Here is a 26,152-nt window from a genome sequence, read left to right as displayed (position 1 = left end):
GCGCCCCACCGCCGGACGCGCTCTCGCGCGGCTGCCGCCCTGTAACTCGGCCGCGTTTGCTTTTGTGCGGGTGGGTGACGGATACGGCCCAGCGGCCGTATCCGCTGCCGCGGTGGCAACATCCTTCCGCCGCGGCGGCGCGCAACCACCGCGGCGGTGTCCGGCGGTGCCCGGCGGGCTCGGCGGGCTCGGCCGGTTCGGCACCGCCGGGATGGTGGTTGTCGGTTGCGCGCCGTTGCGGCGGTTGAGAGGTGCGGGTGCTCTCGATCGCTGCGCCGGGCCGAGCGCCCGCTGTTGCCGCGCAACAACCAGCCGCCGCGGCGGCGCGTAACCACCGTGGTGGTGCCCGGCGGTGCCGGGTGGGCGGGACGGAGGAGGCGGTCGATGAGGCGTAGTCCGGGCGTTCGCTCGACGCACGTCGTTGCCGCCGCGGCCGTCGGCGGTGCCGTGTTCGCCCTCGCCGGGTGCGCGGCGGCGGAGCCCCCCGCCCCCCACTCCGCCCCCGCCGACCGCGTCGACACGTCGCCGCACCGCTGCGGCCACGGCTGGGGCCCGCACCCCCGCCCCGGTACGCACACGTTCACCCTGCACAACACCTCCGGCACCGCCGCCGAGGTCCAGCTCACCGACCCCCGTACGGGAGCCGTGTTCGGCGAGGCCGAAGGGATCGCGCCCGGGGCCGTCCGGACGATGAGGGCGCGGCTCGGCGCCGGCACGTACGCGTTCGTGTGCTTCGGCGAGGACGCCGACCCCGTCACCGGCCCCGCCGTCCGCATCCGGGGCCGCACGGCTGCCGGCGCCGTCCCCGCCGCCGTCCCCCTCACCGCGCACGACCTCATCCCGCCCACCCTGGACTACCAGCACTGGGTGACCACCCGCATGACCCGCCTCGCCGCGGCGACGGACGCCCTGCGCGCGGCCGTCCGCACCGGCGACCTCCGAGCCGCCCGCACCCGCTGGCTCGCCGCCCACCTCGCCTACGCCCGCCTCGGCGCCGCCTACGACGCCTTCGGCGACGCGGGCGAAGCCGTCGACCGCACCACCGCCGGCCTGCCCCGCGGCCTGCGCGACCCGGGCTTCACCGGCTTCCACCGCGTCGAGCACGGCCTCTGGCACCACGAGCGCCCCGCCGGCCTCGTCCCCGCCACCGACCGCCTCGCCCGCGACGTGCGCGCCCTGCGCACGGCCTGGGCCGGCACCCGGATGGACCCCGCCGACCTCGGCCGCCGCGCGCACGAAATCCTGGAGGACACCCTGCGCGCCGAGCTGACCGGCCGCACCGACTACGGCAGCGGCTCCGGCCTCGCCACCGCCCGCGCCCACGTCGACGCGACCCGCGCCGTCCTGGACCGCCTCCGCCCCTTCCTCCGCACCCGCTACCCGGGCCTCCCGGCCCTCGACCGCCGCCTCGGCGGCCTCGCCCGCGCCCTCGACGCCCATGCGCACGCCCACCACGGCGGCTGGACGCCCCTGGCCCGCCTCAGCCGTACGGAACGGGCCCGCATCGACGCCGCCGTCGGCGACCTCACCGAGCGCCTCGCGTCCGTCGCCGCGCTCTGCGACGTACGGAGGACGCCGTGAGGCCCGTCCCCCGCCGCGGCCTCCTGCGCGGCGCACTCGCCGCGGGCGCCGCCGGCGCCCTCGCGGCACCGGCCGCCGCCACCGCCCCCCGCCCCCCGGCCGCCCCCCGCTTCCACGGCCCCCACCAGGCCGCCGTCCTCACCCCGCCCGCCCGCGCCACCGCCTTCACCTCCTTCGACGTCACCGCCGCCGACCGGCGCGAACTCGCCGACCTCCTGCGCACCCTCACCGACCGCGCCCGCCTCCTGACCACCGGCGGCACCCCCGACCCCACCGGCATCACCGCCCCGCCCCCCGACTCCGGCCTCCTCGGCCCGGACCTCCCCGCCGACGGCGGACTCGCCGTCACCCTCTCCGCCGGCGCCTCCCTCTTCGACGGCCGCTACGGACTCGCCGGCCGCGCCCCGCGCCTGCTGCGCCCCATGCCCGTCTTCCCCGACGACGACCCCGACCCCGCCTGGTGCCACGGCGACCTCGCCGTCCAGCTGTGCGCCGACAGCCCCGACACCGTGCTGCACGCCCTGCGCGACCTCACCCGCCACACCCGCGGCGCGCTCCAGATCCGCTGGCGCATCAACGGCCACACCGCCCCGCCCCGCCCCACGGGCGCCCCCCGCAACCTGTTCGGCTTCAAGGACGGCACCTCCGGCCCCGACCCCCGCGACGCCCGCCTCATGGACCGCCTCGTGTGGACCGGACCGGACTCCGGCGAGCCGCCGTGGGCCGCCGGCGGCAGCTACCAGGTCGTCCGGCTCATCCGCATGCTGACCGAGTTCTGGGACCGCATCCCGCTCTCCGAGCAGGAGCGCGTCATCGGCCGCAGCCGCGACACCGGCGCGCCCCTCGACGGCGCCCACGAGAACGACGCGCCCCGCTACGCCCACGACCCCACGGGCGAGGTGACCCCCCTCGACAGCCACATCCGCCTGGCCCACCCCCGCACCCCCGGCAGCGAGGCGCACCGGCTGCTGCGCCGCTCGTACAGCTACGACCGCGGCACCGACAGCAACGGCACCCTCGACCAGGGGCTGCTCTTCTGCTGCTACCAGCGCGACCCCGTGCGCCAGTTCACCGCCGTGCAGAAACGACTCGCCGGAGAGCCGCTGACCGACTACGTCACCCCGTTCGGCGGCGGGTACTTCTTCGCCCTGCCCGGTGTGCGGGACCGCGCCGACTGGTACGGCCGCGCCCTGCTGGCCTGAACCGGAGGACCACCACGCATGAGCACCCGTACCCGTACCCGTACTCGTACAAGAAGAGGCGCCGCCCTCGCCGCCGCCTTCGCCACCACCGCCGTCCTCGGCGCGTCCCCCGCCGCGGCCCGCTCCCCGCTCCCCGGCGACTGGAGCGCGACCGAGTCACCGGTCGAGCACCTCGTCGTCGTCTTCGACGAGAACGTCTCCTTCGACCACTACTTCGCCACGTACCCGCGCGCCGCGAACACCGACGGCACGCGCTTCACCCCCGCCCGCGACACCCCCGCCAAGGTCGACAACCTGCGCACGGCCGGGCTCCTGCAACGCAACCCCAACCAGTACCCGCCGCGCCGGCTGTCCGCCCGGCAGGCCCTCACCTGCGACCAGAACCACTCCTACGGCCCGGAGCAGTACGCCGCCAACGGCGGGAAGGCCGACCGCTACGTGCAGAACACCGACTCCGGGAAGTGCTCGGGCCGTCTCTTCGGCGAGCCCGGCCTCGTCATGGACTACTACGACGGCAACACCGTCACCGCCCTGTGGAACTACGCGCAGCACTACGCCCTGAACGACCGCTCCTTCAGCACCACGTACGGGCCGTCCACGCCCGGAGCGATCAACCTCGTCTCCGGGCAGACCCACGGCGTCGTCTCCACCGACCCCGCCTCCGGCACGGAGCGGCCCGAGCGGACCGCCGAGCCGGACCCGCGCGTCGTGACCGCGCCGGACGCCGACGGCGTCGGCACGGTCCTCGCCGACCCCGAGCCCGCCTACGACGACTGCTCGAACAAGGACGGCAGCGGGCACAGCCCCCTCGCCGAGATGACCGGCCGCACCATCGGGGACGTGCTCACCGACGAAGACGTCTCCTGGGGCTGGTTCCAGGGCGGCTTCCGCCCCAGCACCCCCTGGGACGGCAGGCCCGGCCACCACGCGCGGTGCTCCGGCCGCACGCACACCAACGCCGGCGGCGCGCGCGTGATCGACTACAGCCCGCACCACGAGCCGTTCCAGTACTACCGCTCCACGGCCAACCCGCACCACCTCCCGCCGCGCTCCGTCGCCGAGATCGGCCACGCCGGGCGGGCGAACCACCAGTACGACCTGACCGACTTCGACGCCGCCCTGCGCGCGGGGCGGCTGCCCGCCGTCAGCTTCCTCAAGGCCCCCGCCGCGCGGGACGGGCACGCGGGCTACTCCGGGCCCCTCGACGAACAGCGGTTCCTCGTGGAGTGGATCAACAAGATCCAGAGCGCGCCGCAGTGGAAGGACACCGCGGTCGTCGTCGCCTACGACGACTCCGACGGCTGGTACGACCACGCCTACGCGGCGCCGCGCAACGGCTCCCGGCTCGGAGGCAAGGGCCCGCACGGCAAGCCCCTGGACGGGCCCGCCTGCCGGGCGGCGCCCGCGGCGGCCGGCGGGCACGGGGGGCGGTGCGGGCCGGGGCCGCGGCAGCCGCTGCTCGTGATCTCGCCCTACAGCAAGGTCAACGCGATCGACCACACGCCGACCGAGCAGACGTCCGTCCTGAAGTTCATCGAGTGGAACTGGGACACCGACCCGGTCGGTGGTTCGTCGTTCGACACGCGCGCGGGCTCGCTGCTGGGCATGTTCGACTTCGCCCACCCGAACGGGAAGCGGGTCCTGCTGAACGCGGACGGCTCCGTGCGGTCGGTCGGCAGCATCCGCAGGGTCGATCCGGTGATGACGGAGATCGTCGACGGCGACGCCCCGGACGACGACCCCGTCGACCCGGTCGCCCTGGCGGCGAGCAGCGCGGCGACCTGCGGGGCGGCGGCGCTGCTGCTGCGCCGCCGCGCACGACGCACGGCCTGACCCGGCCCCGGGGCCGGGTCCCCTACCTCGGTGCCGGGATGACGATGCCGTCCGTCAGGACCGCCCGGAGGAGGAGGGCGTCCTCCGGGGGGAGCTCCGAGGCGAAGCGGGCGAGGACCACCTCGCGGTCCGGGACGCCGTCGAGGATGCGGCACATGCGGCGCGCCGCCAGCCCCGCCTCGTCCGTGACCGGTGCGTACGCGTAGGCGCGCCCCCGCGGGGTCCGGGTGAGGACCTCCTTGCTGAGGAGCCGGGAGAGGATCGTCACCACCGTGCTGTACGTGAGCTCGCCGGACAGCCGCGCCTGCACCTCGCGCGGGGTCAGCGGCCCCTCCGCCCGCTGCAGCGCGGCGAGGACCTCACCCTCCAGCGCCCCGTTCGCGCGGCGGCGGGGGAGGCGCACCACGACGGGCGGTGTGGCTGTTTCCATGGCGTTCCGGCGGTCCTTCGCTTGTTTCGCGGGGTATGACCCAAGATTTAATGCTTTTACAAGGAAGTAAGACATTACGCTATGGGTGCGCACCCCATAGGGTCGAGCGGTGTTCGAACGACGAAAAGGGCGACGAAGAGGGGCGCGTGCCACGCATGCCCGGAAACCATCCGCTCCGGCCGGCCGCCGGTCCTCCGGCCCTGCCCGCCGTAGACGCGCCGCCCCCCGCAAAGGCCGGCTCACCGGCCTGAGCCGGCTCGCCCGGGCGGCCCGGCTGAACCGCCTGCGCCCCGTGTACCCGCGCCCGGGCCGCCCGGGCTGGCGCCGCTGGATACCGTCCTGGCGCCAGGTCCTCGGACTCTGCTCCTCCGTCGTGGGCGCCGTCGCCGTACTCGTGGCGATCATGTACGCGCGCACGGACATACCCGCCGACCTCAACGCCTTCGCGACCCAGCAGGACAACGTCTACTACTGGGCCGACGGCACGGAGATGGCCCGCACCGGCGAGGTCAACCGGCAGGACACCGACCTGGACAAGGTCCCCGAGAAGGTGCGCTGGGCCGCCCTCGCCGCCGAGAACGAGACGTTCTACTCCGACAGCGGCGTCTCCCCGAGCGGCATGGTCCGCGCCGTCTCCAAGATGATCACCGGCGGCAGCACCCAGGGCGGCTCCACGATCACCCAGCAGTACGTGAAGAACGCCTACCTCAACCAGGAGCAGACCTTCACGCGCAAGCTCACCGAGATGTTCATCGCGATCAAGCTGGACAACCGGATGAGCAAGGACGACATCCTGGAGGGCTACCTCAACACCAGCTGGTTCGGCCGCGGCACGTACGGCATCCAGCGCGCCTCCCACGCCTACTACGGCAAGGACGTCTCGCAGCTCAACGCCAGCGAGGGCGCCTTCCTGGCCTCGCTGCTCAAGGGCGCGGCCCTCTACGACCCGGCGATGGGCCCGAAGAACCACGAGCGGGCGGTGGAGCGCTGGAAGTGGATCCTGGACCGGATGGTCGCCACCGGCAAGCTGCCGAAGGAGGAGCGGGCCCGCTACACCACCTTCCCGGAGCCCAAGGCCCCGCCCAAGCCGGCCGGCCTGACCGGGCAGACGGGCTATCTGGTGGAGACGGCGCGGGCGTACGTGAGCGCCCACACGCCCGTCACCGAGAAGGACTTCGACCTGGGCGGCTACCAGATCCGCACGACCTTCGAGAAGCCGTCCGTGGCGGCGCTGACGAAGGCCGCCGACGAGGTGAAGGGCCGGCTCGACCCCGAGAAGCGCGACGCCGACAAGGACGTGCGCGTCGGCGCGGCATCGGTCACCACCGACGGCCGCATCGTCGCCCTCTACGGCGGCCCCGGCTACCTCAAGCAGGGGTTCAACGACGCGAACTCCTCCGTCGTCCCGGCGGGCACCGCCTTCGCGCCGTTCGTCTACGCGGCCGCCCTGCGCGACGGCGTGCAGCTGGAGCGCGGCAAGCCCCGTACGCCCGTCTCCCCGTCCACCGTCTACGACGGCGACAACAAGGTGAGCCTGCGCACCCCCGAGGGCCCGTACTGGGACCGCTCCGGGAAGATCGTCAAGGCGGTGAACGACGGCGGCAAGTCCTGGGGGAAGGTGACCCTCAAGGAGGCCGTCGCGCAGTCCGTGAACACCCCGGTGATGCAGCTCGGCATGGACGTGGGCCTGGACCGGGTGGGCAAGGCCGCCGTCGACGCGGGCCTGCTGGAGAGCAGCCTCGGCACGAAGCTGCCCGCCTTCTCCCTGGGCACCGCGACCCCCAGCGCCATCCGCATGGCCGGCGCCTACGGCACCTTCGCCGCCAAGGGCCTGCACAGCGAGCCGTACTCCGTGGACCGGCTCAGCCGCAACGGCAACGAGGTGCCCGTCGAGAAGCCCAAGGCCGAGCGGACCCTGCCGCAGACCGTCGCGACCGCCGTGGACGACGCCCTGCGGGAGGCGGTCCGGCGCGGCACGGCGGCCACCGCCAAGGCGGCCGGCGACGTGGCCGGCAAGACCGGCACGGGGCAGGGCAACAAGTCCGCGTGGTTCGCCGGCTACCGCGGCAAGGTCTCGACCGCCGTCTCGCTCTCCCGCATCGACCCCAAGACGCAGGAGCTGCTCCCGCTGGACGGCCTGGGCGGCGCCCCGAAGGACGCGACCGGCAGCACGTACCCGATCGACATCTGGACGAAGTACATGGCCGGCGTGCAGCAGAAGTAAAAGGGGGGCGGGCAGGGGAGCACCCCCGGCCCGCCCGGATGCCCGGTCTACTTGACGAGCGTGGCCCAGTCCGGGGACTGCGCCGGGTCCAGGCCGCGGAGCTTCGCCAGGACCTTCGGGTCCTGGGCGTCCAGCCAGTCGGCGAGCTGCTTGAAGGACACGCAGCGCACCCCGTCCCGCTTGCAGACCGACTTCACGACGTCCTCGACGGCCTTCATGTAGATGCCGCCGTTCCAGTCCTCGAAGTGGTTGCCGACGAACATCGGCGCCCGGCTGCCGTTGTAGACGCGCTCGAAGCCGTTGAGGTAGCCGTCCCGGGTCAGCTTCCGCCACTCCGCGTACTTGGCCGGGTCGCCCTTGGTGTTGTCGCCGGACTGGTTGTAGAGGAAGTTGAAGTCCATCGACAGGACCTGCTTCTCGCTCTTGGGGTACGGCAGCAGCTGAAGCGGGAAGTTCCAGATGTTGTTGATCTTCGACGGCCAGATCTGGAAGTCGCCGGGCGAGCTCGCGTCGTAGCGCCAGCCGAACTGCTGCGCCGCCCCCAGCATGTTCTTCTGCCCCTCCAGGCACGGGGCGCGGCCGCCCACCAGCTCCTTCTTGAAGTCGAAGGGCAGCGGCGGAAGGCTCGTCAGGCCGGTGTTCGTCTTCCAGTTCTCGACGAAGGAATACGACTGCTCGATCTCGCTCTTCCACTCGGCGACGCTCCAGTCGCCGCCGCCCTTGCCCCCGCAGAAGTGGCCGTTGAAGTGCGTGCCGATCTCGTTGCCGTCCAGCCACGCGCCGCGCAGCTGCACCAGGGTGTCCTTGATGTGCGGGTCGGTCGCGAAGGATATCGCCGCGTCGCCCGGCTTGTGCTGCGGCGGCTTGTACATCGACGCCTTCGACTTCGGCAGCAGATACATGCTGGTGAGGAAGAAGGTCATCTTCGCGTTGTTCTCTTTCGCCACCTGGCGGAAGTGCGAGAACTGGTGGTCGTCGCCCTCCAGCGCGCCGTCCCAGGAGAAGACGACGAACTGCGGCGGCTTCTCGCCCGGCTTGAGCTTCTCCGGCTTGGGCTGGTTCGGCTGCGGGCCCGTGTAGGACGTCGAACCGTCCCCGAGCACCTTGACCTTGCCGTCCCACTTCTCCTCGGGCTTCTTCCCGTCCCCGGCGTCGTCCTCACCGCCGGCCGGGCTCTGCGCGGAGCCCGGGGAGGAGGCCGACGCGGAGCTCTTGCCGCCGTCCTTCTTCCCGTCCTTCTCATCGGCGTCGCAGGCGGTCAGGCCCAGCGCGAGCGCGGCGACGGCGCCCGCGGTGACGAGAGCCGTCGCGCCGCGCACGGTCCTTTTCGACAACTTCTTACCCCCTGGCGCCAAAACAGATGTTCTCCGCCAGTATCACAGGTCTCCCTGTGAGTCCCTTCAGCCCCTCTGGACGCTTCTGTTACGGAGGGCGGGGTGGTCGGCCACGACCGTGCACGAGCCCGGTGCGATCTCCGTGAAGCCCGCGTCCCGCACCACCGGCAGGCCGCTCGCCGCGAGTTCCGGCCAGTGCGCCGGGTCCGCCGTCCGCACCGCCAGCGCGAAACCGGCCTTGCGCCAGGCCGCGCGGGCGTCGTCGTCCAGCCCCCACCACGCCAGCTGGGCACCGTGTCCGGCCTGCGCCATCGCCTTGCCCGCCGACATCTGAAGCTCCGGGCTCATCCACAGCACCGGCAGCGCGGGGTCCGGCTCCGCCGGAGCCTTGGGGTCGTCCAGGTCCGTCCCCGACACTTGCAGCTTCACGAGCTCCTTGGGCCAGCCGTCCAGCGGGACCGGCGGGAAGACGCGCACCTCCGCCCGCTCCCCGGTCACCGTGATGCCCGGCAGCGCCGACGCCTTGCGCCACTCCGCGCCGCGCGCCCTGCGCACCACCTTGCGGATCCGCGAGTCCTGCCAGTCCCGTACGGCCTGCGCCCACTCGCCGTCCTCGCCGCCCTCCCCGGTCCCGGCACCGGCCCGCTCGTCCGACAGCAGGGTCAGCACGGCGCGCGCCGCGGTCTCCAGGGCGTCGGTCCGGGCGGGCGGGGCGTCCTTCTCGATCCGTACGACGAGGGGCAGGACGAACTGGGGTGCGTCAGGGCTGGTCACGGCCCCCAGTCTGCCAGCCGCCCGGCAGCGCCCCTTAAGCTGCCCGGATGAGACTCACGGGGGTGGGCCGCCGCTACGGGCTCGGCGGGCCGTGGATCCTGCGCGACCTGGACCTCGACCTTCCCGGGGGCAGCCTGTTACGGGTCGAGGGCGCCAACGGCAGCGGCAAGTCCACGCTGCTGCGGCTGCTCGCGGGCATCGACGCCCCGAGCGCCGGCCGGATCACCGGACGCCCGCGCACCGCGTACGTCCCCGAACGCTTCCCCGCCGCGCTGCCGATGACGGCGGGCGCCTACCTCACGCGCCTCGGCCGCATCCACGGCCTCAGCCGCGCGGCCGCGTCCCGCGGTGCGCTGGAGTGGCTGGAGCGGTTCGGCGCCGCCGCGTACGCCGGCACGCCGCTGTCCGAACTGTCCAAGGGCACCAGCCAGAAGGTCGCCGTCGCCCAAGGGCTCATGGGCACGCCCGGGCTCCTCGTCCTGGACGAGGCGTGGACCGGACTCGACCGCACGTCGCGCGGCATCCTCGACGACGCGGTACGGGAACGGGTGGCGGCCGGGGCGCGGGTGGTCTTCGTCGACCACGACCCGGGGCGGCTGGCGGGGGAGGCGTACGGGGTGATGAAACTCGGGGGCCGCAACGACTCGGCCGGTTCCGGCAGTCACTCGGCCCGTCCGGCGTTTGAGGACACCACGCGTTCAGCGCGGAACGCCACGGTGCACATCGTCGCCGAAGGCCCGGCCGCCGGAGCCGAGCTCCCCCGCGGCCTCCCCGGTGCGGCGGAGTCACTCGGCGACGGCGCCGTCAGGCTGACCGTGGCCGGGTCACAGACGGACGACACCCTCCGCGCCCTCCTCGCCGCCCGACCCCCGTGGCACATCCGCTCCGTGAAGGAGGCCCCGCACCCGTGACCGCCCTGCTCCGCTACCAGGCCGCCCTCCTCCTGCGCTCGCACCGCTGGCTGCCGCCCCTGCTCCTCTACGCCGGCTCCATGGCCGTCGGCGTGCAGGGCGGCCAGCCGGTCCTGGACTGCGCCGGATGGGCGGCGGCCACGCTGCTGCCCGTCACCGCCTGGCTGGTCCGGGTCTGCGTCACCAACGAGCCGCCCGCCGCGCGCGACTGCACCGCCGCCGCTGCCGGGCCGTGGCGCGTGCACCTCGCCGCGATCGCCGTCGCCCTGGGCGCGGCGCTGCTGCTGGCCCTCGCCGGCAGCGGGATCGCCGCGGCCGCCGGCGACCCGCACGCCACCGGCCGGCACGCCGTCGTCCCCCTGGGGCCCGCGACGGCCGCCGGGCTGGTGTCCGCGGCGGCCTGCGCGCTGATCGGGGCGGCGATCGGGGCGCTGTGCAACCGGCCGCTGCTGCGCAGCACCGCGTGGGGCGTGCCGTCGGCACTGATCGCCACGGTCGTCGTGCTGTTCGCCGGGGCGTCGCCCGCGAACGCCGCCGTGACCGGCCTGGTCACCGGGTCCCGTACGGGCGTCGTGCACGTACCGCTGCTGCCGCTCGCCGCCGCGGGCGCCCTGGCGGCCGGAGCCGTCGCGGTGGCCTGCGCGCTCGCCTCCCGGCGGACGTAGGCGAGGATGGGGGCATGAGCGACCGCAACGACGAGGCGTTCGCGGACTGCGTGCAGTGCGCGAAGCCCACCGAGTACCCCGCCGACCGCCCCGGCATCACGCTGTGCCCCGTGTGCGAATGGCAGGAGGCGCAGCGCACCGCCTGCTCAGGCTGAGCGCACGGCCCGCTCCGGCCGGTGGTCAGCCCCGCGGTCAGCCGCCGGCGATGAGGTCGGAGACGCGGACGAGTTCGTAGCCGCGGGCCCGCAGCTCCGGCACGATGCGCCGGATCGCCTCCTCGGTGGCCGGTGCCGCGCTGTGCGTGCAGTGCATGACCACGACCGAGCCGGGCTTGACCTGTGCCAGGACCTGGTCGGCGACCGGCCCGGACTTCTTGGCGAACGCGTCGCCGCTGACCACGTCCCACTGCACGGCCGTGACCTTCGCGGGCCCGATCTCGCGCAGGACCGCGTCGTCGTAACACCCGCCGGGGAAGCGGAAGTACGGCACGGTGCGCTCCACACCGGCCTTCTCGAACGCGGCGGAGGCCCGCTGCACGTCCTGCCGCGCGGAGCCGGGCGCCACGGCCGGGAGGCCGTAGCAGGGCGTGGAGAACGCGTGGTGGGAGTAGGAGTGGTTGGCGACCTCGAAGAGCGGGTCGCGGCCGATGGACCTGGCCTGGTCCGGGTACTGCTCGGCCCACTTGCCCGTCATGAAGACGGTGGCGGGCGCCTTCAGCCGCCGCAGCGTCGCGATCAGCTGCGGGTTGTCGAACCGCTCGCCGCGCGCGGCCCGCTTGTCCTGATCCGCCGTCATATCGGCGTCGAAGGTGAGCGCGACGCGCTTGGCGCCGTCGCGCCTGCCGTGCGAGAAGACGGGGGCGGCCCCGCCCGGGCCCGGGGGCAGTGTGGGCGCGGCCAGGGGCCGGACGGAGGGGTCCGGCCCGCTCCGCGCCGGCGGCGTCCCAGCCGGTGAAGAGGCCCCGGACGGCGCGCTCTTGGGGCGCTCGGCCGCGCCGGAGCCGCCGCCGCACGCGGCGAGGGGCAGGCACAGCAGCGCGGCGAGGGCGGGCGCGAGGGCGTGCCGGCGACGAGGCGTGGGGAGGGGGGTCACCACGGCACTGTATGCCCTGCCCCGGAGCCCTGACCCGGCGCGCCCTCGCGCCCGCCGCCGCCGTCAGGCGACGACGACGTTGTGCGCCGGGGTGATGGCGGGCCGCAGGTCGGCGTGGCCGAGGTCGGCGAGGACGGGGCCGAGGGTCTTGGCCCAGTTCTCCAGCGCCTCGGTGGACTCCCACACGTCCGTCACCCGCCACCCGCCGCCCTCCAGCGGGCCGGCGATGTGGGCGATGAGCCCGGCGCTGGGAATGTCGGCGAGACGGGTGAAGCCCTGCCCGTCGGTGACGCGGCTGACGACGGCCTCGTAGAGGTCCTGTCCCCCGTCGGGGACGTCGAAGGTGACGATGATGGCCATGGTGTGCTCCTGGCGGTGGCGGAGAGCCCGGTGCCGGACCCGTCCCCACCCTCCCGCCCCGGGCCGCCGCGGGGGAGCCCCGCGGGGGCGGCTCGCGGGCGCGTTGGGCGGGGGGCCGTAGGCGCTGGCGCGAGGGCGCGCGGGGGGCGGGCTCACCGCTTGCGGAGCGTGCCGGGCGGACGGCACCGGTCCGGCGGCGCCGGACCGCCCGCAGCCCGTGGGTTACGCCTCGGCCAGCCGCTTCGCGTCGCGCGCGAGCGCGGTGAGCCGGGATATCGCCCGGAAGTACTTCTTGCGGTAGCCGCCGGCCAGCATCTCCGCGCTGAACAGCTCGTCGAACGGCCGCCCGGAGGCCAGGACCGGTATCTCGCGGTCGTACAGCCGGTCGGCGAGGACGACCAGCCGCAGCGCCGTGGACTGGTCCGGCACCGGCTCCACGCCCGTCAGGCACACGGCCCGCACGGAGTCGCACATCGCGCCGTAGCGGCTGGGGTGGACCCTGGAGAGGTGCTCCAGCAGCGCGGGGAAGGCGTCGAGAGAGGCGCCCTCGGTGGATTCAGCCGTACGGGTGACGGTCGCGTCGTCGTACGGGGCGGGCGCCTGCGGCAGGCCGCGGTGGCGGTAGTCCTCGCCGTCGATGCGCAGGGGGCGGAAGTGGGCCGACAGCCCCTGTATCTCGCGCAGGAAGTCCGCCGCGGCGAACCGGCCCTCGCCGAGCTTGCCCGGCAGCGTGTTGGAGGTCGCGGCGAGCGCGACGCCCGCCTCCACCAGCTTGCCCAGCAGGGAGGAGACGAGGACGGTGTCGCCCGGGTCGTCGAGCTCGAACTCGTCGATGCACAGGAGGCGGTGGCCGCTGAGGGTCTTGACGGCCTGCTGGAAGCCCAGGGCGCCGACGAGGTTGGTCAGCTCCACGAAGGTGCCGAACGCCTTCAGCTCCGGGGCGGCCGGGGTGGCGTGCCACAAGGAGGCCAGCAGGTGCGTCTTGCCGACGCCGAACCCGCCGTCGAGGTAGACGCCGCGCGGGCCGGCGGCCGCGGCCGGCTTCGCCTCGCGCCGGAACCAGCGCTTGCGGCCCCCGCCGGCGGCGCTCGCGCCGCCGAGGCCCGCCGCGAAGCCGCTGAGCACCTGGACGGCCTCGGCCTGGCTGGGCTGGTCGGCCGCCGGTATGTAGTTGTCGAAGCGGACCGTGCCGAAGCGGGGCGGCGGCACCATCTCGGCGACCAGGCGGTCGGCCGGCACATGCGGGGCGCGGGAGGTCAGCGCTATCGGGGAGCCGGTACCGGCGCCGGATATCGGGCCCGAAGGGTCGGCAGGGGCCGACGGGGCCGGAGAGGCGGCTGCGCCGGAAGCGGAGGCGGTGGTGGGTGACACAGCTCTCCAGCCTAGCCGCTGAACGCCGGCTGCCGGCCGCCGGAAGAGCGAGGCATGTCACACTGCGGCCTATGCGACGCCTGTTCCCCGTGCCCCTGCCGTCTTCGTCCTCCCCTGCCGGGTCTTCGGACACTTCGGACTCGCCGGACTCTTCGGAGGACCGCACCTGGGAGCTGGAGGAGCTCGCCGAGGCCTACGCCTACCCGGAGGCCGTGGCGGCGGCCGGGAGCGGCGACGGCACCGGGCCGAGGGCATGGCTGCGGGCCAACATGGTCTCCTCCCTGGACGGCGCGGCCCACCACGACGGGCGCTCGCAGCCGCTGTCCTCCGCCACCGACATGCGCGTCTTCGGCACCCTGCGCGGCCTCGCGGACGCGGTCGTCGTCGGCGCCGAGACCGTACGCCAGGAGGGCTACCGCCCCGCGCGCGCCCGCGAGGCGTTCGCGGCGCGCCGGGCGGCGCTCGGCCAGGGGCCCGCGCCGGTGATCGCGATCGTGAGCGCGGGGCTCGACCTGGACTTCACCCTGCCCTTGTTCCGCGAGCCGCTGGTGCCGACCATCGTGCTGACGGGTGCGGACGCCCCCGCGGAGCGGGTCGCCGCGGCCCGCGCGGCCGGGGCCGAGGTGCTCGTGGCCGGCGAGGGCCGCCGGGTGGACCCCGCGCTGGTGCCGCAGGTGCTGGCCGCGCGCGGGCTGACCAGGCTGCTCACCGAGGGCGGCCCGCGGCTGCTGGGGCAGTTCGCGGCGGCGGGCGTGCTCGACGAGCTGTGCCTGACGCTCGCGCCGCTGGTCGCGGGCGGCACGGCGACCCGGATCGTGAACGGTCCCGGGATGCCCGTGCCGGAACGATTCGTCCTCGCCTCGCTCCTCGAAGAGGGAGGATTTCTGTTCAGCAGGTACCACAGAATCTGACAATCGGCGGAATATCCTGTTCCGGTTACCCGTCGGTGGGCAGAATTGAGTCGGACGTGCCCGCGGGGGCACGTGACCAGAACAGGCGGGCCCAGGGGGGCACGCGCAGGATGGTTTCTGTTGGCCGTTGGGCCGGTGGCCCACGAAGGAGAAGGGCTCCCACCGTGTTCACGAGCGTATTGATGATCGAGCAGCCGCTGTCCGCCACCGACGTCGACTTCGTCACGACCCTCCACGACGACCAGATGTCCTTCGTGGTGCTCATGCAGCCCAGAGGCGCCGAGGACCGGCTCCTGCGCGCCATCGACGACGTCGCACTCGGCGAGCTGGAACGGGCGATGCACGAGGCCGACGAACCGGAGGGCGAGCAGGCCCTCCGCCCGGCCGCCGTCGCCCTGGAGCACTCGCTCCGCCTCCTGCGGGACGCGGGCTCCGAGGCCGTGGGCCAGCTCGTCGAGGGCCACCCGCTGGACCTGCTGCGGTCCGTCGTCGAGCAGACCCATGCCGACGAGGTGATCGTGCTGACCGCACCGCACCTGGTGGAGGAGTTCTTCCACCGCGACTGGGCCTCCCGGGCCCGGCACAAGGTCGGCGTGCCCGTCCTCAAGCTCTACGCCCACAACGACGAGGAGGACTACGCCCTGGGCGACGTGGGAGAGGGGTGAGGTGAGGCGGGCGGCCCGCCGGCCGGCCCGCCCGCCGGCACCTCGGCGGGCCTGCGCGCAGCCGCCGGCCGCCCGCGGGAAGCCGTCAGCGCAGCCGCCCGTCGGCCATCGTCAGGACCCGGTCCGCGCGGCCGAGCAGCGCCCGGTCGTGCGTCACCAGCACCGTGGCCGTCCCGTGCGCCCGGGTCACCGCGGCGAGCAGCTCCACCACCCGCTCGCCGCGCTCGTGATCCAGCGCCGACGTCGGCTCGTCCACCAGCAGGACGGACGGGCCGCCGGACAGCGCGCGGGCGATGTTCACCCGCTGCCGCTCGCCCCCGGACAGCTGGTGCGGGCGGCGGCGCCGCTTCGCCGCGTCCAGGCCCACCGACTCCAGCAGCTCCGCGGCCCGCGCCCGGGCGGCCCGCACGCCCCTCACTCCGCTCCGTACGCCCCTGGCCCCGCCCCGTACGTGCTCCACCGCCAGCAGTTGCTCCTCCGCGGTCAGCGACGGCAGCAGGTTCGCCTGCTGGAAGACGATGCCGATCCGCTCCCGGCGCAGCGCCGTCCGGGCCCGGGCGCTCATCGCTCCGGTGTCCTGCCCGGCCACGGCCACGCGCCCCTCGTCGGGGCGCAGCAGCGTGGCCGCCACCGCGAGCAGGCTCGACTTCCCCGAGCCGGAGGGCCCGGCGACGGCGACGAGCTCGCCGGGCGCCACGTCCAGGGACACCGCGTCGAGGGCGGTCAGGCGGCGGTCGCCGTCCGGGTAGGTGAGAGTGACGGATTTCAGCGACAGGGCGGGTGCGGCGTTCACCGGGAGGCTCCCAGGGCGGTCAGCGGGTCGACGGACGTGATGCGGCGTACGGCGAGGGCGGAGCCGGCCAGGCCCAGCAGCACCATGGCCGCCACGGGCACGGCCACGGTCGCCGCGCCCAGCTCGAACGGCACCGACGCCGACGCGAGCGCCCCGCCGGCCGCGCCCGCCACGGCGCCGAGCGCGGACCCGGCGGCCAGGACGACCGCGGCCTGCCCGAGCGCGTCCCGTACGAGATAGGCGCTGCTCGCGCCCACCGCCTTGAGCACGGCGACGTCGGGCCTGCGCTGCACGGTCCACACCGTGAAGAAGGCGCCCACGACGAGGGCGCTCACCACGAACAGGAAGCCCTGGATCATCCGCAGGGTGCCGTGCTCGGCGGCGTAGCCGTCGATCCCGTCCAGGGCCTCGCCGACGGAGACCGCCTTCGTGGACCGCGCGGCGTCCCCGGCAGGGCGCCCGCCGCCGTCGACGGCGAGCGCGGTCGGCTGCTCCTGGTGGCTCACCCGCTGCCATGCCGCGAGCGTCGTCCACACGGCCGGGGCGTGGCCGTGGCTGCGGTCCTCGGTGATGCCCGAGACGGTCAGCTCCTCGGTGCCGAGGGTGACGCGGTCGCCGGGGCGCAGCCCGGCCTCGCGCGCGACGCGCTCGCTCACGGCCGTCTCGCGGCCGTCCGGCGCCCGGCCCGAGACCAGGGCGGGCCGCAGCCGGTCCGGCGTTCCGAACACGCTCACCGACGACGCCCTGCCGCCCGCCGTCAGCCGCGTCATCGCCACGCCGAACGGCTCGGCGGACCGTACGCCCGGCGCCTCGCGCCAGGCCCGCTGCTGCCCGGCGTCCACCGAGCTGTTCGAGAACGACACCTCCGGCCCCGCCCCGGCGGGCGCGCCGAAGACGATCCGGCCGGCCGGCAGGCCCGCCACGGCCGACGACGCCTCCCGGGCCAGGCCGTCGGTCAGGCCGTAGAGAAAGACCACGAGGGTCGTGATGAGCGTGACCACCGCACCCATCAGGGCGAACCGCCCCCGGGCGAAACGGATGTCACGGAGCGCGACGAACAAGGACCCTCTACCTCCGGCGGCGCCAGGTTCTGAACAGGACCCCTCCACACTCCCGCGCGGACGCCCCACCGCCATCAGGGCAAGGACTGGTCCGCGGCCCGTCCGTACGGTGCACCCGAAAATCAATCGAACGGTTGAGGGCGGGAGCGGGCGGAAGCGGGCGGGCCTCCGGCACGGGCCCGTACGCTCGATGGGGTGAGCCGAACGCCCCTTTCCCCGCCCGGCGCCGACATGCCCTCCCTGCGCCTGGTCCGCCTCGCGCTGCACGGCTCCTTCTACGTGCTCCTCGCCGTCGCCGCCGCACCCGCCGTCGCCGGGACCGGGCCCTCCTCGGTGGTCCTGTTCCCCGTCGCCGTGCTCGCCGCCGTCTACGGCCTCGGCGTCGTCCGGCCCACTGCCCGCCCCGGGCTCTGGCTCACCACCGTCACCGCCCTGTGGCTGCTGCTGCTCGCCATGGACCACGGCTTCAGCTACGTCGCCTTCCCGCTGTTCTTCCTCTTCCAGGGCGCCCTGCCCGTCCGCTGGGCGCACCCCGCCATCGCCGCGGCCACCGCCGCCGTCGTGGCCGCCCAGGCCGGCGCGCCCGGCGGGCTCACCGCCGCCAAGGTGATCGGCCCCGCCGCCGGCGCCGCCGTCGCCATCCTCACCGGCTACGGATACGCCGCGCTCTACCGGGAGAGCCGCAAGCGCCAGCAGCTCATCGACGACCTGCTGCGCACCCGCGACGAGCTCGCCGCCGCCCAGCGCGAGGCCGGCCGGCTCGCCGAGCGCCAGCGGCTCGCACGCGAGATCCACGACACCCTCGCCCAGGGCCTGTCCAGCATCGTCCTGCTCGCCCGCGCCGCCGAGACCGCCGCCCCCGTCACCGCCCGCGAGCACGTCCGCGAGATCGGGCTGACCGCCTCCGACAACCTCGCCGAGGCCCGCCGCTTCGTCCAGGCCCTCACCCCGCCCGCCCTGGAGGACGCGCCCCTGCCCGAGGCGCTGCGCCGCGTCACCGCGCGCACCGTCCCCGGGGCCGTCTTCCGCCTCGACGGCGACCCGTGCGCCCTCCCCATGGAGACCGAGGTCGCCCTGCTGCGCCTCACGCAGGAGGCCCTCGCCAACGTCGCCCGCCACGCGCACGCCGACCGCACCGCCGTCACCCTCGCCTTCCTCGACGGGCAGGTCACCCTCGACGTCTACGACGACGGCGCCGGCTTCACCCCCGGCGACGGCCCCGCCGACGGCCGCCGCACCTTCGGCCTGCACGGCATGCGCGAACGCATCGCCGCCCTCGGCGGCACCCTCACCGTGGAGTCGGCCCCGGGCGAGGGCACGGCGATCGCGGCGACGGTTCCGGTGGATCCGGGGGCCGGCGCCCGCCCGGGCGGGCCGGCGGCCTTGCCCCGGGAAACGCCGGCGGACCCGGGGGCCTGCCCCGAGGAAGCACGAAGCGGGGGCATCCTCTCCGGGAGAGAGCCCGCTGCTTCCTCCCCGCCGCGGCGGAGCGCAGCCACAACGGCGGAGTCCGGCGGTGCCGAACCGGCCGCCACCACCCCGAAGGGGGCCGCGGCATGAGCGGGCGTACCGGTGGAACCGGTAGTACGCCGGACGCATCCCGTGCGGAGCACATCCGCGTGCTGATCGTCGACGACCACCCCGTCGTCCGCCGCGGCCTGCGCGCCATGGTCGACGACCTCCCCGACGTGGAGGCCGCCGGCGAAGCCGCCGACGGCGCCGCGGCCCTGCGGCTCCTCGACGCCGGCACCCGCCCCGACGTCGTCCTCATGGACCTCCAGATGGGCGACGGCATGCACGGCGTCGAGGCCACCCGCCGCATCACCGCGCTGCCCTCCCCGCCCGCCGTCCTCATCCTCACCACCTACAGCACCGACGCCGACATCCTCGCCGCCGTCGAGGCCGGGGCCACCGGCTACCTCCTCAAGGACGCCCCGCCCGAAGAGGTCGCCGCCGCCGTCCACGCCGCCGCCCGCGGCGAGACCGTCCTCGCCCCGCCCGTCGCCGCCCGGCTGCTCGGCCGCGTACGCGCCGGGGGCAGGCCCGCCCTCACCCAGCGCGAGACCGAGATCCTCGGTCTGGTGGCCGAGGGCCTGGCCAACAAGCAGATCTCCCGCCGCCTCTTCATCAGTGAGGCGACGGTCAAGACCCACCTCGTCCACATCTACGGAAAGCTGGGCGTGGACAGCCGCACGGCGGCGATCGCGGCGGGCCTGGCGGCGGGGCTGATCAGGGCGGTGTGACGGGGGAGGGCGGGAGTGTCACCGAGGGGTGCAAGAATCGGTCCCTGACACCCAGCAAGCTGCGACAGGGAGCACCGCACATGGCACCGGCCGTCCCCACGACGATGGACCGACCGCACTTCATCGGCATCGGCGGCGCCGGCATGTCGGGCATCGCGAAGATCCTCGCCCAGCGCGGCGCGCAGGTCGCGGGCAGCGACGCGAAGGAGTCCGCGACCGCCGAGGCGCTGCGCGCCCTGGGCGCGACGGTGCACATCGGGCACGCCGCCGGGCACCTGGCCGAGGACGCCACCTGCGTCGTTGTCTCCAGCGCCATCCGCGAGGACAACCCCGAGCTGGCCGCGGCCGCCGAGCGCGGCATCCCCGTCGTGCACCGCTCGGACGCCCTCGCCCGCCTGATGGACGGCCTGCGCCCGATCGCGGTCGCCGGCACCCATGGCAAGACGACCACGACGTCGATGCTCGCGGTCGCCCTGGACGCGCTGGGCCTCGACCCGTCGTACGCCATCGGCGGCGACCTGGACGCCCCGGGCTCCAACGCCCGGCACGGTGCCGGCGAGATCTTCGTGGCCGAGGCGGACGAGAGTGACCGCAGTTTCCACAAGTACGCGCCCGAGGTCGCGATCATCCTCAACGTGGAGCTCGACCACCACGCGAACTACGCGTCGATGGACGAGATCTACGAGTCGTTCGAGACGTTCGTGGGCCGGATCCGCCCGGGCGGCACGCTCGTCGTCGCCGCGGACCAGGCGGGCGCCCGCGAGCTCACCGAGCGAATCGCCGAAAACGCAGCCCGCCACGACATCGAGGTCGTCACCTACGGCGAGGCCGAGGACGCCGACGTGCGCGTCCTGAAGGTCACCCCGCGCGGCCTGACCAGCGAGGTCACCGTCCTCCTGAACGGCAAGATGCTGACCTTCACGGTCTCCGTCCCCGGCCGCCACTACGCGCACAACGCCGTTGCCGCCCTCGCCGCGGGCATCGCCCTGGGCATCCCCGCGCACAACCTGGCCTCGGCGATCGGCAAGTACACCGGCGTCAAGCGCCGCCTCCAGCTCAAGGGCGAGGCGGCCGGCGTGCAGGTCATCGACTCGTACGCCCACCACCCCACCGAGATGACCGCCGACCTGGAGGCCATCCGCGGCGCCGCCGCCGGCTCCCGCGTCCTGGTCGTCTTCCAGCCGCACCTGTTCTCCCGCACCCAGGAGCTCGGCACCGAGATGGGCCGGGCCCTGGCGCTCGCCGACGGCTCCGTGGTCCTGGACATCTACCCGGCCCGCGAGGACCCGGTCCCCGGCGTCACCAGCGCCCTGATCATCGACGCCGCGGTCGCCGCGGGCGCCGACGTGCGCGCCGAGCACGACATGGCCGCCATCCCGGACGTCGTCGCGGGAATGGCCCGCCCCGGCGATCTGGTTCTGACCATGGGGGCGGGAGACGTCACGGACCTCGGTCCGAAGATCCTGGCCCGCCTGGAGAGCTGAACCGGAAAGCCGTAACCCCGAAAGGCGAGCGACATGGCGTACGAGGTCGAGAAGTCGGACGAGCAGTGGCGCACGGAGCTCTCCCCCGCGGAGTACCAGGTGCTCCGCAAGGCCGGCACCGAGCCCGCCTTCCGGGGTGAGTACACCGACACCAAGACCGCGGGCGTCTACTCCTGCCGCGCCTGCGGCGCGGAGCTCTTCCGCTCCACGGAGAAGTTCGAGAGCCACTGCGGCTGGCCGAGCTTCTACGACCCGAAGGACTCCGCGGCCGTCGAGCTGATCGACGACCGCTCCCACGGCATGGTCCGCACCGAGGTCCGCTGCGCCCGCTGCGGCTCCCACCTGGGCCACGTCTTCGAGGGCGAGGGCTACCCCACCCCCACGGACCAGCGGTACTGCATCAACTCCATCGCCCTGCGCCTGGAGTCGGCGGAGTCCGCGGAGGGCTGAGCGCTGCCCGGAGGGAGGCGCTCAGCTGAGCGCCGCGAGGCCCTTCTTCAGGTCGTCCAGGTTCATGACCGGGTGCAGTTCGACCTCGGCCTCCGCCGTCAGGAAGAACTTCTCGCAGATGCCGGGCATCTGTGAGGGGTCCTTCATGTCGAAGACGATGAGGCAGGAGCGCCCGCCGTCCAGCGCGGTGAAGTAGGCGGCCTCCGGTTCGAGCTGCTGGACGACCTCCTCGATCATCTTCGCCATGGTGCCGTCCTTGACCGCTTCGTTGGACGTGCGGGTGTCCATCCGGGCCCTGAGCAAGGTGCGCATGGTGGTTCGTCCCCTCGGGGCGACGTACCGCGCCCGGCGCTCCGGCTCCGCGCTCACTGAGGCGCGGATGCGCCCGCTCTCAGCGTCCCTCCGGGGCCGGTCCGTCGCAACGCAGCACCGCCGCCGACGCGGGCGGCAGGTGGAGGAGGCCGTCCGGGCCCGGGAGGTGTACGGGGTGCCAGGCCGCCAGGATCCCGGCCGGCCGGGAGGCGGCCAGGGGAAGGGCGGCCGGGGCGGACGTCGGGTTGACGGCCGTGCACAGGGTGCCGCGGCGCAGGACCGCCGTGCCGCCGGGGCCCACCGCGACGGACGTGGCGGAGAGCGGGCCCGGGTCCGGTTCGGCGCGGCGGAGGGCGATCAGGCGGCGGTGCCAGTCCAGCAGGGCGCGGTGCGGTTCGCGCCGGGGCTCGGTCCAGTCCAGGCAGGAGCGGTCCCGGGTGGCCGGGTCCTGCGGGTCGGGGATGTCCTCCGCGGACCAGCCGTGCTCGGCGAACTCGCGCCGGCGGCCCGTGCGGACCGCCTCGGCCAGCCGCGGATCCGTGTGGTCGGTGAAGAACTGCCAGGGGGTGCGGGCGCCCCACTCCTCGCCCATGAACAGCATGGGCGTGAACGGCCCGCCCAGGACGAGCGCGGCGGCGCAGGCGAGCAGGCCGGGGGAGAGGCGGGCCGCGAGCCGGTCGCCCTGGGCGCGGTTGCCGATCTGGTCGTGGTTCTGGGCGTAGCCGACGAGGCGGTGCGCGTCGGTGGCCGCCGGGTCGAGGGGGCGGCCCCACGGGCGGCCGCGGAACGAGGAGTGCGTGCCGTCGTGGAAGAAGCCGCCCCGCAGCGTTTTGGCGAGCGCCGCGGCCGGGTCGGCGGCGAAGTCGGCGTAGTAGCCCTGGGACTCGCCGGTCAGGACGGTGTGCAGGGCGTGATGGAAGTCGTCGTTCCACTGGCCGTGCAGGCCCAGGCCGCCGGCCCGGCGCGGCGTCACCGTGGCCGGGTCGTTCCGGTCGGACTCGGCGACGAGGAACAGCGGCCTGCCCAGCCGGGCGGCCAGGGCGTCCACGGCGCCGGAGAGCTCGGCGAGGAAGTGCTTGGGCCGGTTGTCGGCGAGCGCGTGCACGGCGTCCAGCCGTAGCCCGTCCAGCCGGTAGTCGCGCAGCCAGGCCAGCGCACTGCCCGTCAGATACGCGCGCACCTCGTCCGATCCGGGGGCGTCGAGGTTGACGGCCGCGCCCCACGGTGTGTGGTGGGTGTCGGTGAAGTACGGCCCGAAGGCGGGCAGGTGGTTGCCGGAGGGGCCGAGGTGGTTGTGCACCACGTCCAGGACGACGCCGAGCCCGAGCGCGTGGGCCGCGTCCACGAAGCGGGCGAGGCCCGCGGGCCCGCCGTAGGGCTCGTGCACGGCCCACAGCGACACGCCCTCGTACCCCCAGCCGTGCGTGCCCGGGAACGGGCACACGGGCATCAGCTCCACGTGGGTGACGCCCAGTTCCGCCAGGTGCGGCAGGCGCGCGGCCGCGGCGTCGAAGGTGCCCTCGCGGGTGAACGTGCCCACGTGCAGCTCGTAGAGGACGGCCCCGGGCAGCCCCCGGCTCGCCCACGCGTGCCGCCACGCGAAGCTCCCCGGATCGGTGACCGCGCTCAGCCCGTCGGGCCCGTCCGGCTGGCGGCGCGAGCGCGGATCGGGCCGTACGGGGCCGCCGTCGAGGGCGAAGCCGTAGCGGGTGCCGTCCCCGCCCGGCGCCTCCCGCCGCCACCAGCCGGCCCGCGCCGGATCCGGCTCCATCGCGTACGCCCCGCCGCCGGCGTGCAGCGTCACCTGCCCGGCCCGCGGCGCCCACACCTCGAACAGCACTGGCGGCTCCTTCCGGCCGTGGTGACCGCAGTGCTGCCCATGGTGCCCTGCGGCCACCCCTTCCGGGGCGCGGAACCGGTCAGTCCGCCCGGGGCATAACCGGTCAGCCCTGCCGCGGCGGAAGCAGGCCGATGCGCTCCTGGCTGACGGGATATCAGGGCCGCCCGGCCCGCCCCACCGGGCGGCGCGGGTCACACCTGGTGCAGCCCCCGCCCCGCCAGCGACAGCATGACCTCGCCCACCGCCTCCGACAGCGTCGGGTGCGGGTGGATGTGCTCGGCGACGTCCGTGGCCTCCGCGTCCCAGCCCACGGCCAGCTGGCTCTCCGCGATCATCTCCGAGACGTGCGGGCCCACCAGGTGGACGCCGAGCAGCCGGCCGCCGCCCTTCTCGGCGACGGCCTTCACCACGCCGCCCTGTCCGTGCACCATGCCCTTGGCGATGGCCGTCAGCGGCATGGAGTTGACCTCGACGTCGAAGCCGCGCTCGCGCGCCCCGGCCTCCGTCAGGCCGACCGAGGCCGTCTGCGGGCTGGAGTAGGTGACGCGCGGCACGGCGGCGTAGTCGACCGGCCGCGGCGCCCGCCCGCCGAGGGTCTCGGCGACCAGCAGCCCTTCCGCGAAGGAAGCGTGGGCCAGGCCGAGCGACGGCGGCGGCAGCAGGTCGCCGACCACGTGGATGCCCGGCACCGCCGTCTCCAGGCGCGACCAGTCGGCCGGCGGGACGAAGCCGCGGGCGTCGCGGGCGAGCCCGGCGGCCGCGAGACCGAGGCCGTCGGTGACCGGGGCCCTGCCCACGGCCACCAGCAGCCGCTCCGCCTCCACGGTGTGCACGCCGCCCTTGGCGGTACGGAGCGTGGCCCGCACCCCGCCCTCGTGGACGGCGGCCTCCTCCAGCCGCGCCCCCGCCCGCACGTCGATGCCGCGCTTCTTCAGACCCCGCGTCAGATACCGGCTCACGTCGGTGTCCTCCAGCGGCAGCAGCCGGTCCGCGGCCTCGACGAGCGTCACCTCGGCGCCCATGGAGCGGTGCAGGGACGCGTACTCGACGCCGATGGCGCCGCCGCCCAGCACCAGCACCGAGCCCGGCAGCCCGGGTGCGAAGAGCGCGTCGTCGCTGGTCACCACGCGGACGCCGTCGGGCTCCAGGCCGGGCAGCGTGCGCGGCCGGGAGCCGGTCGCGAGGACGACGCCCCGGCGGGCCGTCCACTGCGCGCCCGCGTCCGCACCCGAGTCGATCCGTATGCTCCGTGCGCCCGTCAGCGAGGCGGAGCCGCGCACCACGCGTACGCCGGCATGCGCCAGATGGCCCTCCACACCGCGGTGGTTGCGGGAGACGATGTCGTCACGGGTCGCGGTCAGCGCGGACCAGTCGACCGACTCCAGGGTCGCCTTCACGCCCCACCGCTCGCGCGCCTCCGCGATGCCGTCCACGAGCTCCGCCGCGTGCAGCATCGCCTTGCTGGGTATGCAGCCGCGGTGCAGACAGGTCCCGCCCACCAGGTCGCGTTCCGCCAGGACGACGCCGAGGCCGAGCGCCGCGGCCCGCAGGGCGGTGCTGTAGCCGCCGGTGCCGCCGCCGATCACGATCACATCTGTTTCGCGCATGACTTCACCCTGCGCCGTCAGGGATTATGAGTCCAACGCAATGTTTCGATGGAACCCATGACCTGGGTTCATGACCACTCGGGGGGCCCGGCATGAGCCTGCGGCAGATGGAGTACCTCGTCGCCGTCGTCGAGGAGGAGTCCTTCACCCGCGCCGCCGAGCTCCTCAACGTCACCCAGTCCGCGCTCTCCCACCAGATCAAGGCCCTGGAGCGGGACGTCGGCGGCCCGCTGCTGGAGCGCCGCCCGCGCGGCATCGGCCTGACGCCGATGGGCCGCGCCTTCCTCCCGCACGCCGAACTCGCCGTCCGCAGCGCCGAGCAGGCCCGCCGGGCGGCGAAGGCCGCGGCCGGGGCGGCCGGCGGCGAGCTGCACATCGCCTCGCTGCACGCCCTCGCGGTCGGCGTGCTGCCGCCCGTCTTCGCGCGCTGGCGCCGCGCCTTCCCGGCCGTCCGCCTCCACCTCCACGAGTACGCGACCACGGAGGAGCTGCGCGACCACATGGAGCGCGGGGTCGCCGACGTCGCCGTCGGCCCCCGCCCCGAGGGCTGGCACGGCCCCGTCGTCCCCCTGGGCCACGAGGAGATCATGGTGATCACCTCGGCCGGCGACCCGCTCGCCGCCCGTACGGACCCGGTCACGCTGTCCGAGCTGGCCGGCCGCGACTGGGTGCGCTGCGCCCTCGAACCGGTCGTGGAGGGCAAGCGCTGGCTGGACTGGGTCTGTGAGCGGGACGGCTTCACGCCCCGTACGGCCGTCTGGACGGAGCACTCCTCGACCGCCGTGCGGATGGCGGTGGCCGGCATGGGGCTGGTCGCCGCGCCCGTGCACATGGCGCGCGACGTGTCCGGCGCCGTGACCGTCCCCGTCGACCGGCCGTGGCGCCGCGAGCAGACGGCCTTCACGCGCGTCGGCCTGACGGGGGTCACGGCGGCGTTCGTGGAGCTCTGCCAGGAGCTGGCGTTCGCGGGGCCGGTGCCGCCGGGTCGCCGCACGCCGTAGTCGACCGC

At 74.7% G+C, this 26,152-nt stretch carries 25 protein-coding genes; 14 read left to right on the top strand and 11 right to left on the bottom strand.

All coding sequences use genetic code 11. The features are described 5' to 3' along the window. Positions 1 to 384 precede the first annotated feature (384 nt). The 3 genes from D7231_RS14375 to D7231_RS14365 are packed head-to-tail and all read left to right on the top strand — an operon-like array spanning position 385 to position 4,616. A complete protein-coding gene (locus D7231_RS14375) occupies positions 385 to 1,581 on the top strand; it encodes a peptidase M75 family protein (protein ID WP_120755806.1) in 1,197 nt (398 codons plus the stop codon). Further along, on the top strand, positions 1,578 to 2,783 hold the full coding sequence (gene efeB, locus D7231_RS14370) for an iron uptake transporter deferrochelatase/peroxidase subunit (RefSeq protein ID WP_120755805.1): 1,206 nt from the start codon (positions 1,578 to 1,580) through the stop codon (positions 2,781 to 2,783). Before D7231_RS14375 ends, efeB begins: the two co-directional genes overlap by 4 nt. Before the next feature lie 18 nt (positions 2,784 to 2,801). Beyond that, on the top strand, positions 2,802 to 4,616 hold the full coding sequence (locus D7231_RS14365) for a phospholipase C (protein ID WP_120755804.1): 1,815 nt from the start codon (positions 2,802 to 2,804) through the stop codon (positions 4,614 to 4,616). 22 nt (positions 4,617 to 4,638) lie between these two features. Here the strand turns inward: D7231_RS14365 and D7231_RS14360 are convergent, their stop codons facing one another. Beyond that, complete coding sequence (locus D7231_RS14360) at positions 4,639 to 5,046, bottom strand: BlaI/MecI/CopY family transcriptional regulator (RefSeq protein WP_120755803.1); 408 nt, start codon at positions 5,044 to 5,046, stop codon at positions 4,639 to 4,641. 283 nt (positions 5,047 to 5,329) lie between these two features. Between D7231_RS14360 and D7231_RS14355 the strand changes: the two genes are divergently transcribed. Then, positions 5,330 to 7,270: a transglycosylase domain-containing protein gene (locus D7231_RS14355; RefSeq protein WP_120756041.1), complete on the top strand. Its 1,941-nt coding sequence runs from the start codon at positions 5,330 to 5,332 to the stop codon at positions 7,268 to 7,270. Between the two features lie 47 nt (positions 7,271 to 7,317). On the opposite strand, the gene D7231_RS14350 is transcribed toward D7231_RS14355, so the two are convergent. Together D7231_RS14350 and D7231_RS14345 are read right to left on the bottom strand one after the other, a co-directional pair. Beyond that, positions 7,318 to 8,604, bottom strand: a complete 1,287-nt coding sequence (locus tag D7231_RS14350) for a polysaccharide deacetylase family protein (protein ID WP_228774378.1) — start codon at positions 8,602 to 8,604, stop codon at positions 7,318 to 7,320. Positions 8,605 to 8,670: 66 nt separating this feature from the next. Then, positions 8,671 to 9,378 carry a peptidyl-tRNA hydrolase gene (locus D7231_RS14345; RefSeq protein WP_241999710.1) on the bottom strand — a complete coding sequence of 236 codons (708 nt, stop codon included), beginning with the start codon at positions 9,376 to 9,378 and terminating at the stop codon, positions 8,671 to 8,673. A gap of 47 nt (positions 9,379 to 9,425) precedes the next feature. Here D7231_RS14345 and D7231_RS37490 point away from each other — a divergent pair, with 47 nt between their 5' ends. The 3 genes from D7231_RS37490 to D7231_RS37020 are packed head-to-tail and all read left to right on the top strand — an operon-like array spanning position 9,426 to position 11,109. Further along, positions 9,426 to 10,289 (top strand): ATP-binding cassette domain-containing protein, encoded by an 864-nt coding sequence (locus D7231_RS37490; RefSeq protein ID WP_241999709.1) that lies wholly within the window; start codon positions 9,426 to 9,428, stop codon positions 10,287 to 10,289. Then, positions 10,286 to 10,954, top strand: a complete 669-nt coding sequence (locus D7231_RS37485; RefSeq protein ID WP_194960317.1) for an ABC transporter — start codon at positions 10,286 to 10,288, stop codon at positions 10,952 to 10,954. The genes D7231_RS37490 and D7231_RS37485 overlap by 4 nt, the downstream gene beginning before the upstream one ends. 14 nt (positions 10,955 to 10,968) lie before the next feature. Beyond that, complete coding sequence (locus tag D7231_RS37020; RefSeq protein ID WP_189383256.1) at positions 10,969 to 11,109, top strand: hypothetical protein; 141 nt, start codon at positions 10,969 to 10,971, stop codon at positions 11,107 to 11,109. Between the two features lie 37 nt (positions 11,110 to 11,146). On the opposite strand, the gene D7231_RS14335 is transcribed toward D7231_RS37020, so the two are convergent. The 3 genes from D7231_RS14335 to zapE form a co-directional block, all read right to left on the bottom strand. Continuing rightward, a complete protein-coding gene (locus tag D7231_RS14335) occupies positions 11,147 to 12,046 on the bottom strand; it encodes a polysaccharide deacetylase family protein (RefSeq protein WP_416385366.1) in 900 nt (299 codons plus the stop codon). Positions 12,047 to 12,109: 63 nt separating this feature from the next. Then, on the bottom strand, positions 12,110 to 12,406 hold the full coding sequence (locus tag D7231_RS14330; RefSeq protein WP_120755800.1) for a hypothetical protein: 297 nt from the start codon (positions 12,404 to 12,406) through the stop codon (positions 12,110 to 12,112). Positions 12,407 to 12,628: 222 nt separating this feature from the next. Then, positions 12,629 to 13,699 (bottom strand): cell division protein ZapE, encoded by a 1,071-nt coding sequence (zapE, locus tag D7231_RS14325; protein ID WP_241999729.1) that lies wholly within the window; start codon positions 13,697 to 13,699, stop codon positions 12,629 to 12,631. A gap of 149 nt (positions 13,700 to 13,848) precedes the next feature. On the opposite strand from zapE, the gene D7231_RS14320 reads away from it, so the two are divergent. Together D7231_RS14320 and D7231_RS14315 are read left to right on the top strand one after the other, a co-directional pair. Further along, positions 13,849 to 14,688: a pyrimidine reductase family protein gene (locus tag D7231_RS14320; RefSeq protein WP_120755799.1), complete on the top strand. Its 840-nt coding sequence runs from the start codon at positions 13,849 to 13,851 to the stop codon at positions 14,686 to 14,688. 164 nt (positions 14,689 to 14,852) lie between these two features. Beyond that, positions 14,853 to 15,353, top strand: coding sequence for an indole-3-glycerol phosphate synthase (locus D7231_RS14315; protein ID WP_120755798.1), 501 nt, complete (start codon positions 14,853 to 14,855; stop codon positions 15,351 to 15,353). An 85-nt stretch (positions 15,354 to 15,438) separates the two neighbouring features. On the opposite strand, the gene D7231_RS14310 is transcribed toward D7231_RS14315, so the two are convergent. Both D7231_RS14310 and D7231_RS14305 read right to left on the bottom strand, forming a co-directional pair. After that, positions 15,439 to 16,146 (bottom strand): ABC transporter ATP-binding protein, encoded by a 708-nt coding sequence (locus tag D7231_RS14310; protein ID WP_120755797.1) that lies wholly within the window; start codon positions 16,144 to 16,146, stop codon positions 15,439 to 15,441. Then, positions 16,143 to 17,207, bottom strand: a complete 1,065-nt coding sequence (locus D7231_RS14305; RefSeq protein WP_120755796.1) for an ABC transporter permease — start codon at positions 17,205 to 17,207, stop codon at positions 16,143 to 16,145. Before D7231_RS14305 ends, D7231_RS14310 begins: the two co-directional genes overlap by 4 nt. Positions 17,208 to 17,402: 195 nt before the next feature. Between D7231_RS14305 and D7231_RS14300 the strand changes: the two genes are divergently transcribed. The 4 genes from D7231_RS14300 to msrB all read left to right on the top strand — a co-directional run bounded on the left by D7231_RS14300 (position 17,403) and on the right by msrB (position 21,384). Continuing rightward, complete coding sequence (locus tag D7231_RS14300) at positions 17,403 to 18,767, top strand: sensor histidine kinase (RefSeq protein WP_338419856.1); 1,365 nt, start codon at positions 17,403 to 17,405, stop codon at positions 18,765 to 18,767. Continuing rightward, positions 18,764 to 19,450 carry a response regulator gene (locus D7231_RS14295; RefSeq protein ID WP_120755794.1) on the top strand — a complete coding sequence of 229 codons (687 nt, stop codon included), beginning with the start codon at positions 18,764 to 18,766 and terminating at the stop codon, positions 19,448 to 19,450. The genes D7231_RS14300 and D7231_RS14295 overlap by 4 nt, the downstream gene beginning before the upstream one ends. An 80-nt stretch (positions 19,451 to 19,530) precedes the next feature. Then, on the top strand, positions 19,531 to 20,934 hold the full coding sequence (murC, locus tag D7231_RS14290) for a UDP-N-acetylmuramate--L-alanine ligase (RefSeq protein ID WP_120755793.1): 1,404 nt from the start codon (positions 19,531 to 19,533) through the stop codon (positions 20,932 to 20,934). Between the two features lie 33 nt (positions 20,935 to 20,967). Then, a complete protein-coding gene (msrB, locus tag D7231_RS14285) occupies positions 20,968 to 21,384 on the top strand; it encodes a peptide-methionine (R)-S-oxide reductase MsrB (protein WP_120755792.1) in 417 nt (138 codons plus the stop codon). A 21-nt stretch (positions 21,385 to 21,405) separates the two neighbouring features. On the opposite strand, the gene D7231_RS14280 is transcribed toward msrB, so the two are convergent. The 3 genes from D7231_RS14280 to lpdA form a co-directional block, all read right to left on the bottom strand. After that, on the bottom strand, positions 21,406 to 21,696 hold the full coding sequence (locus D7231_RS14280) for a hypothetical protein (RefSeq protein WP_120755791.1): 291 nt from the start codon (positions 21,694 to 21,696) through the stop codon (positions 21,406 to 21,408). A 79-nt stretch (positions 21,697 to 21,775) separates the two neighbouring features. Beyond that, complete coding sequence (gene treZ, locus D7231_RS14275; RefSeq protein ID WP_120755790.1) at positions 21,776 to 23,536, bottom strand: malto-oligosyltrehalose trehalohydrolase; 1,761 nt, start codon at positions 23,534 to 23,536, stop codon at positions 21,776 to 21,778. 191 nt (positions 23,537 to 23,727) lie between these two features. Beyond that, positions 23,728 to 25,143, bottom strand: coding sequence for a dihydrolipoyl dehydrogenase (lpdA, locus tag D7231_RS14270; protein WP_120755789.1), 1,416 nt, complete (start codon positions 25,141 to 25,143; stop codon positions 23,728 to 23,730). Positions 25,144 to 25,235: 92 nt separating this feature from the next. Here lpdA and D7231_RS14265 point away from each other — a divergent pair, with 92 nt between their 5' ends. Further along, on the top strand, positions 25,236 to 26,144 hold the full coding sequence (locus tag D7231_RS14265; protein WP_241999708.1) for a LysR family transcriptional regulator: 909 nt from the start codon (positions 25,236 to 25,238) through the stop codon (positions 26,142 to 26,144). Positions 26,145 to 26,152 lie beyond the last annotated feature (8 nt).

The organism is Streptomyces klenkii, from assembly GCF_003626645.1.
GTDB lineage: Bacteria > Actinomycetota > Actinomycetes > Streptomycetales > Streptomycetaceae > Streptomyces > Streptomyces klenkii.
Note: the sequence above shows the minus strand (reverse complement) of the source record. Positions and strands in the feature narration are given on the sequence as shown.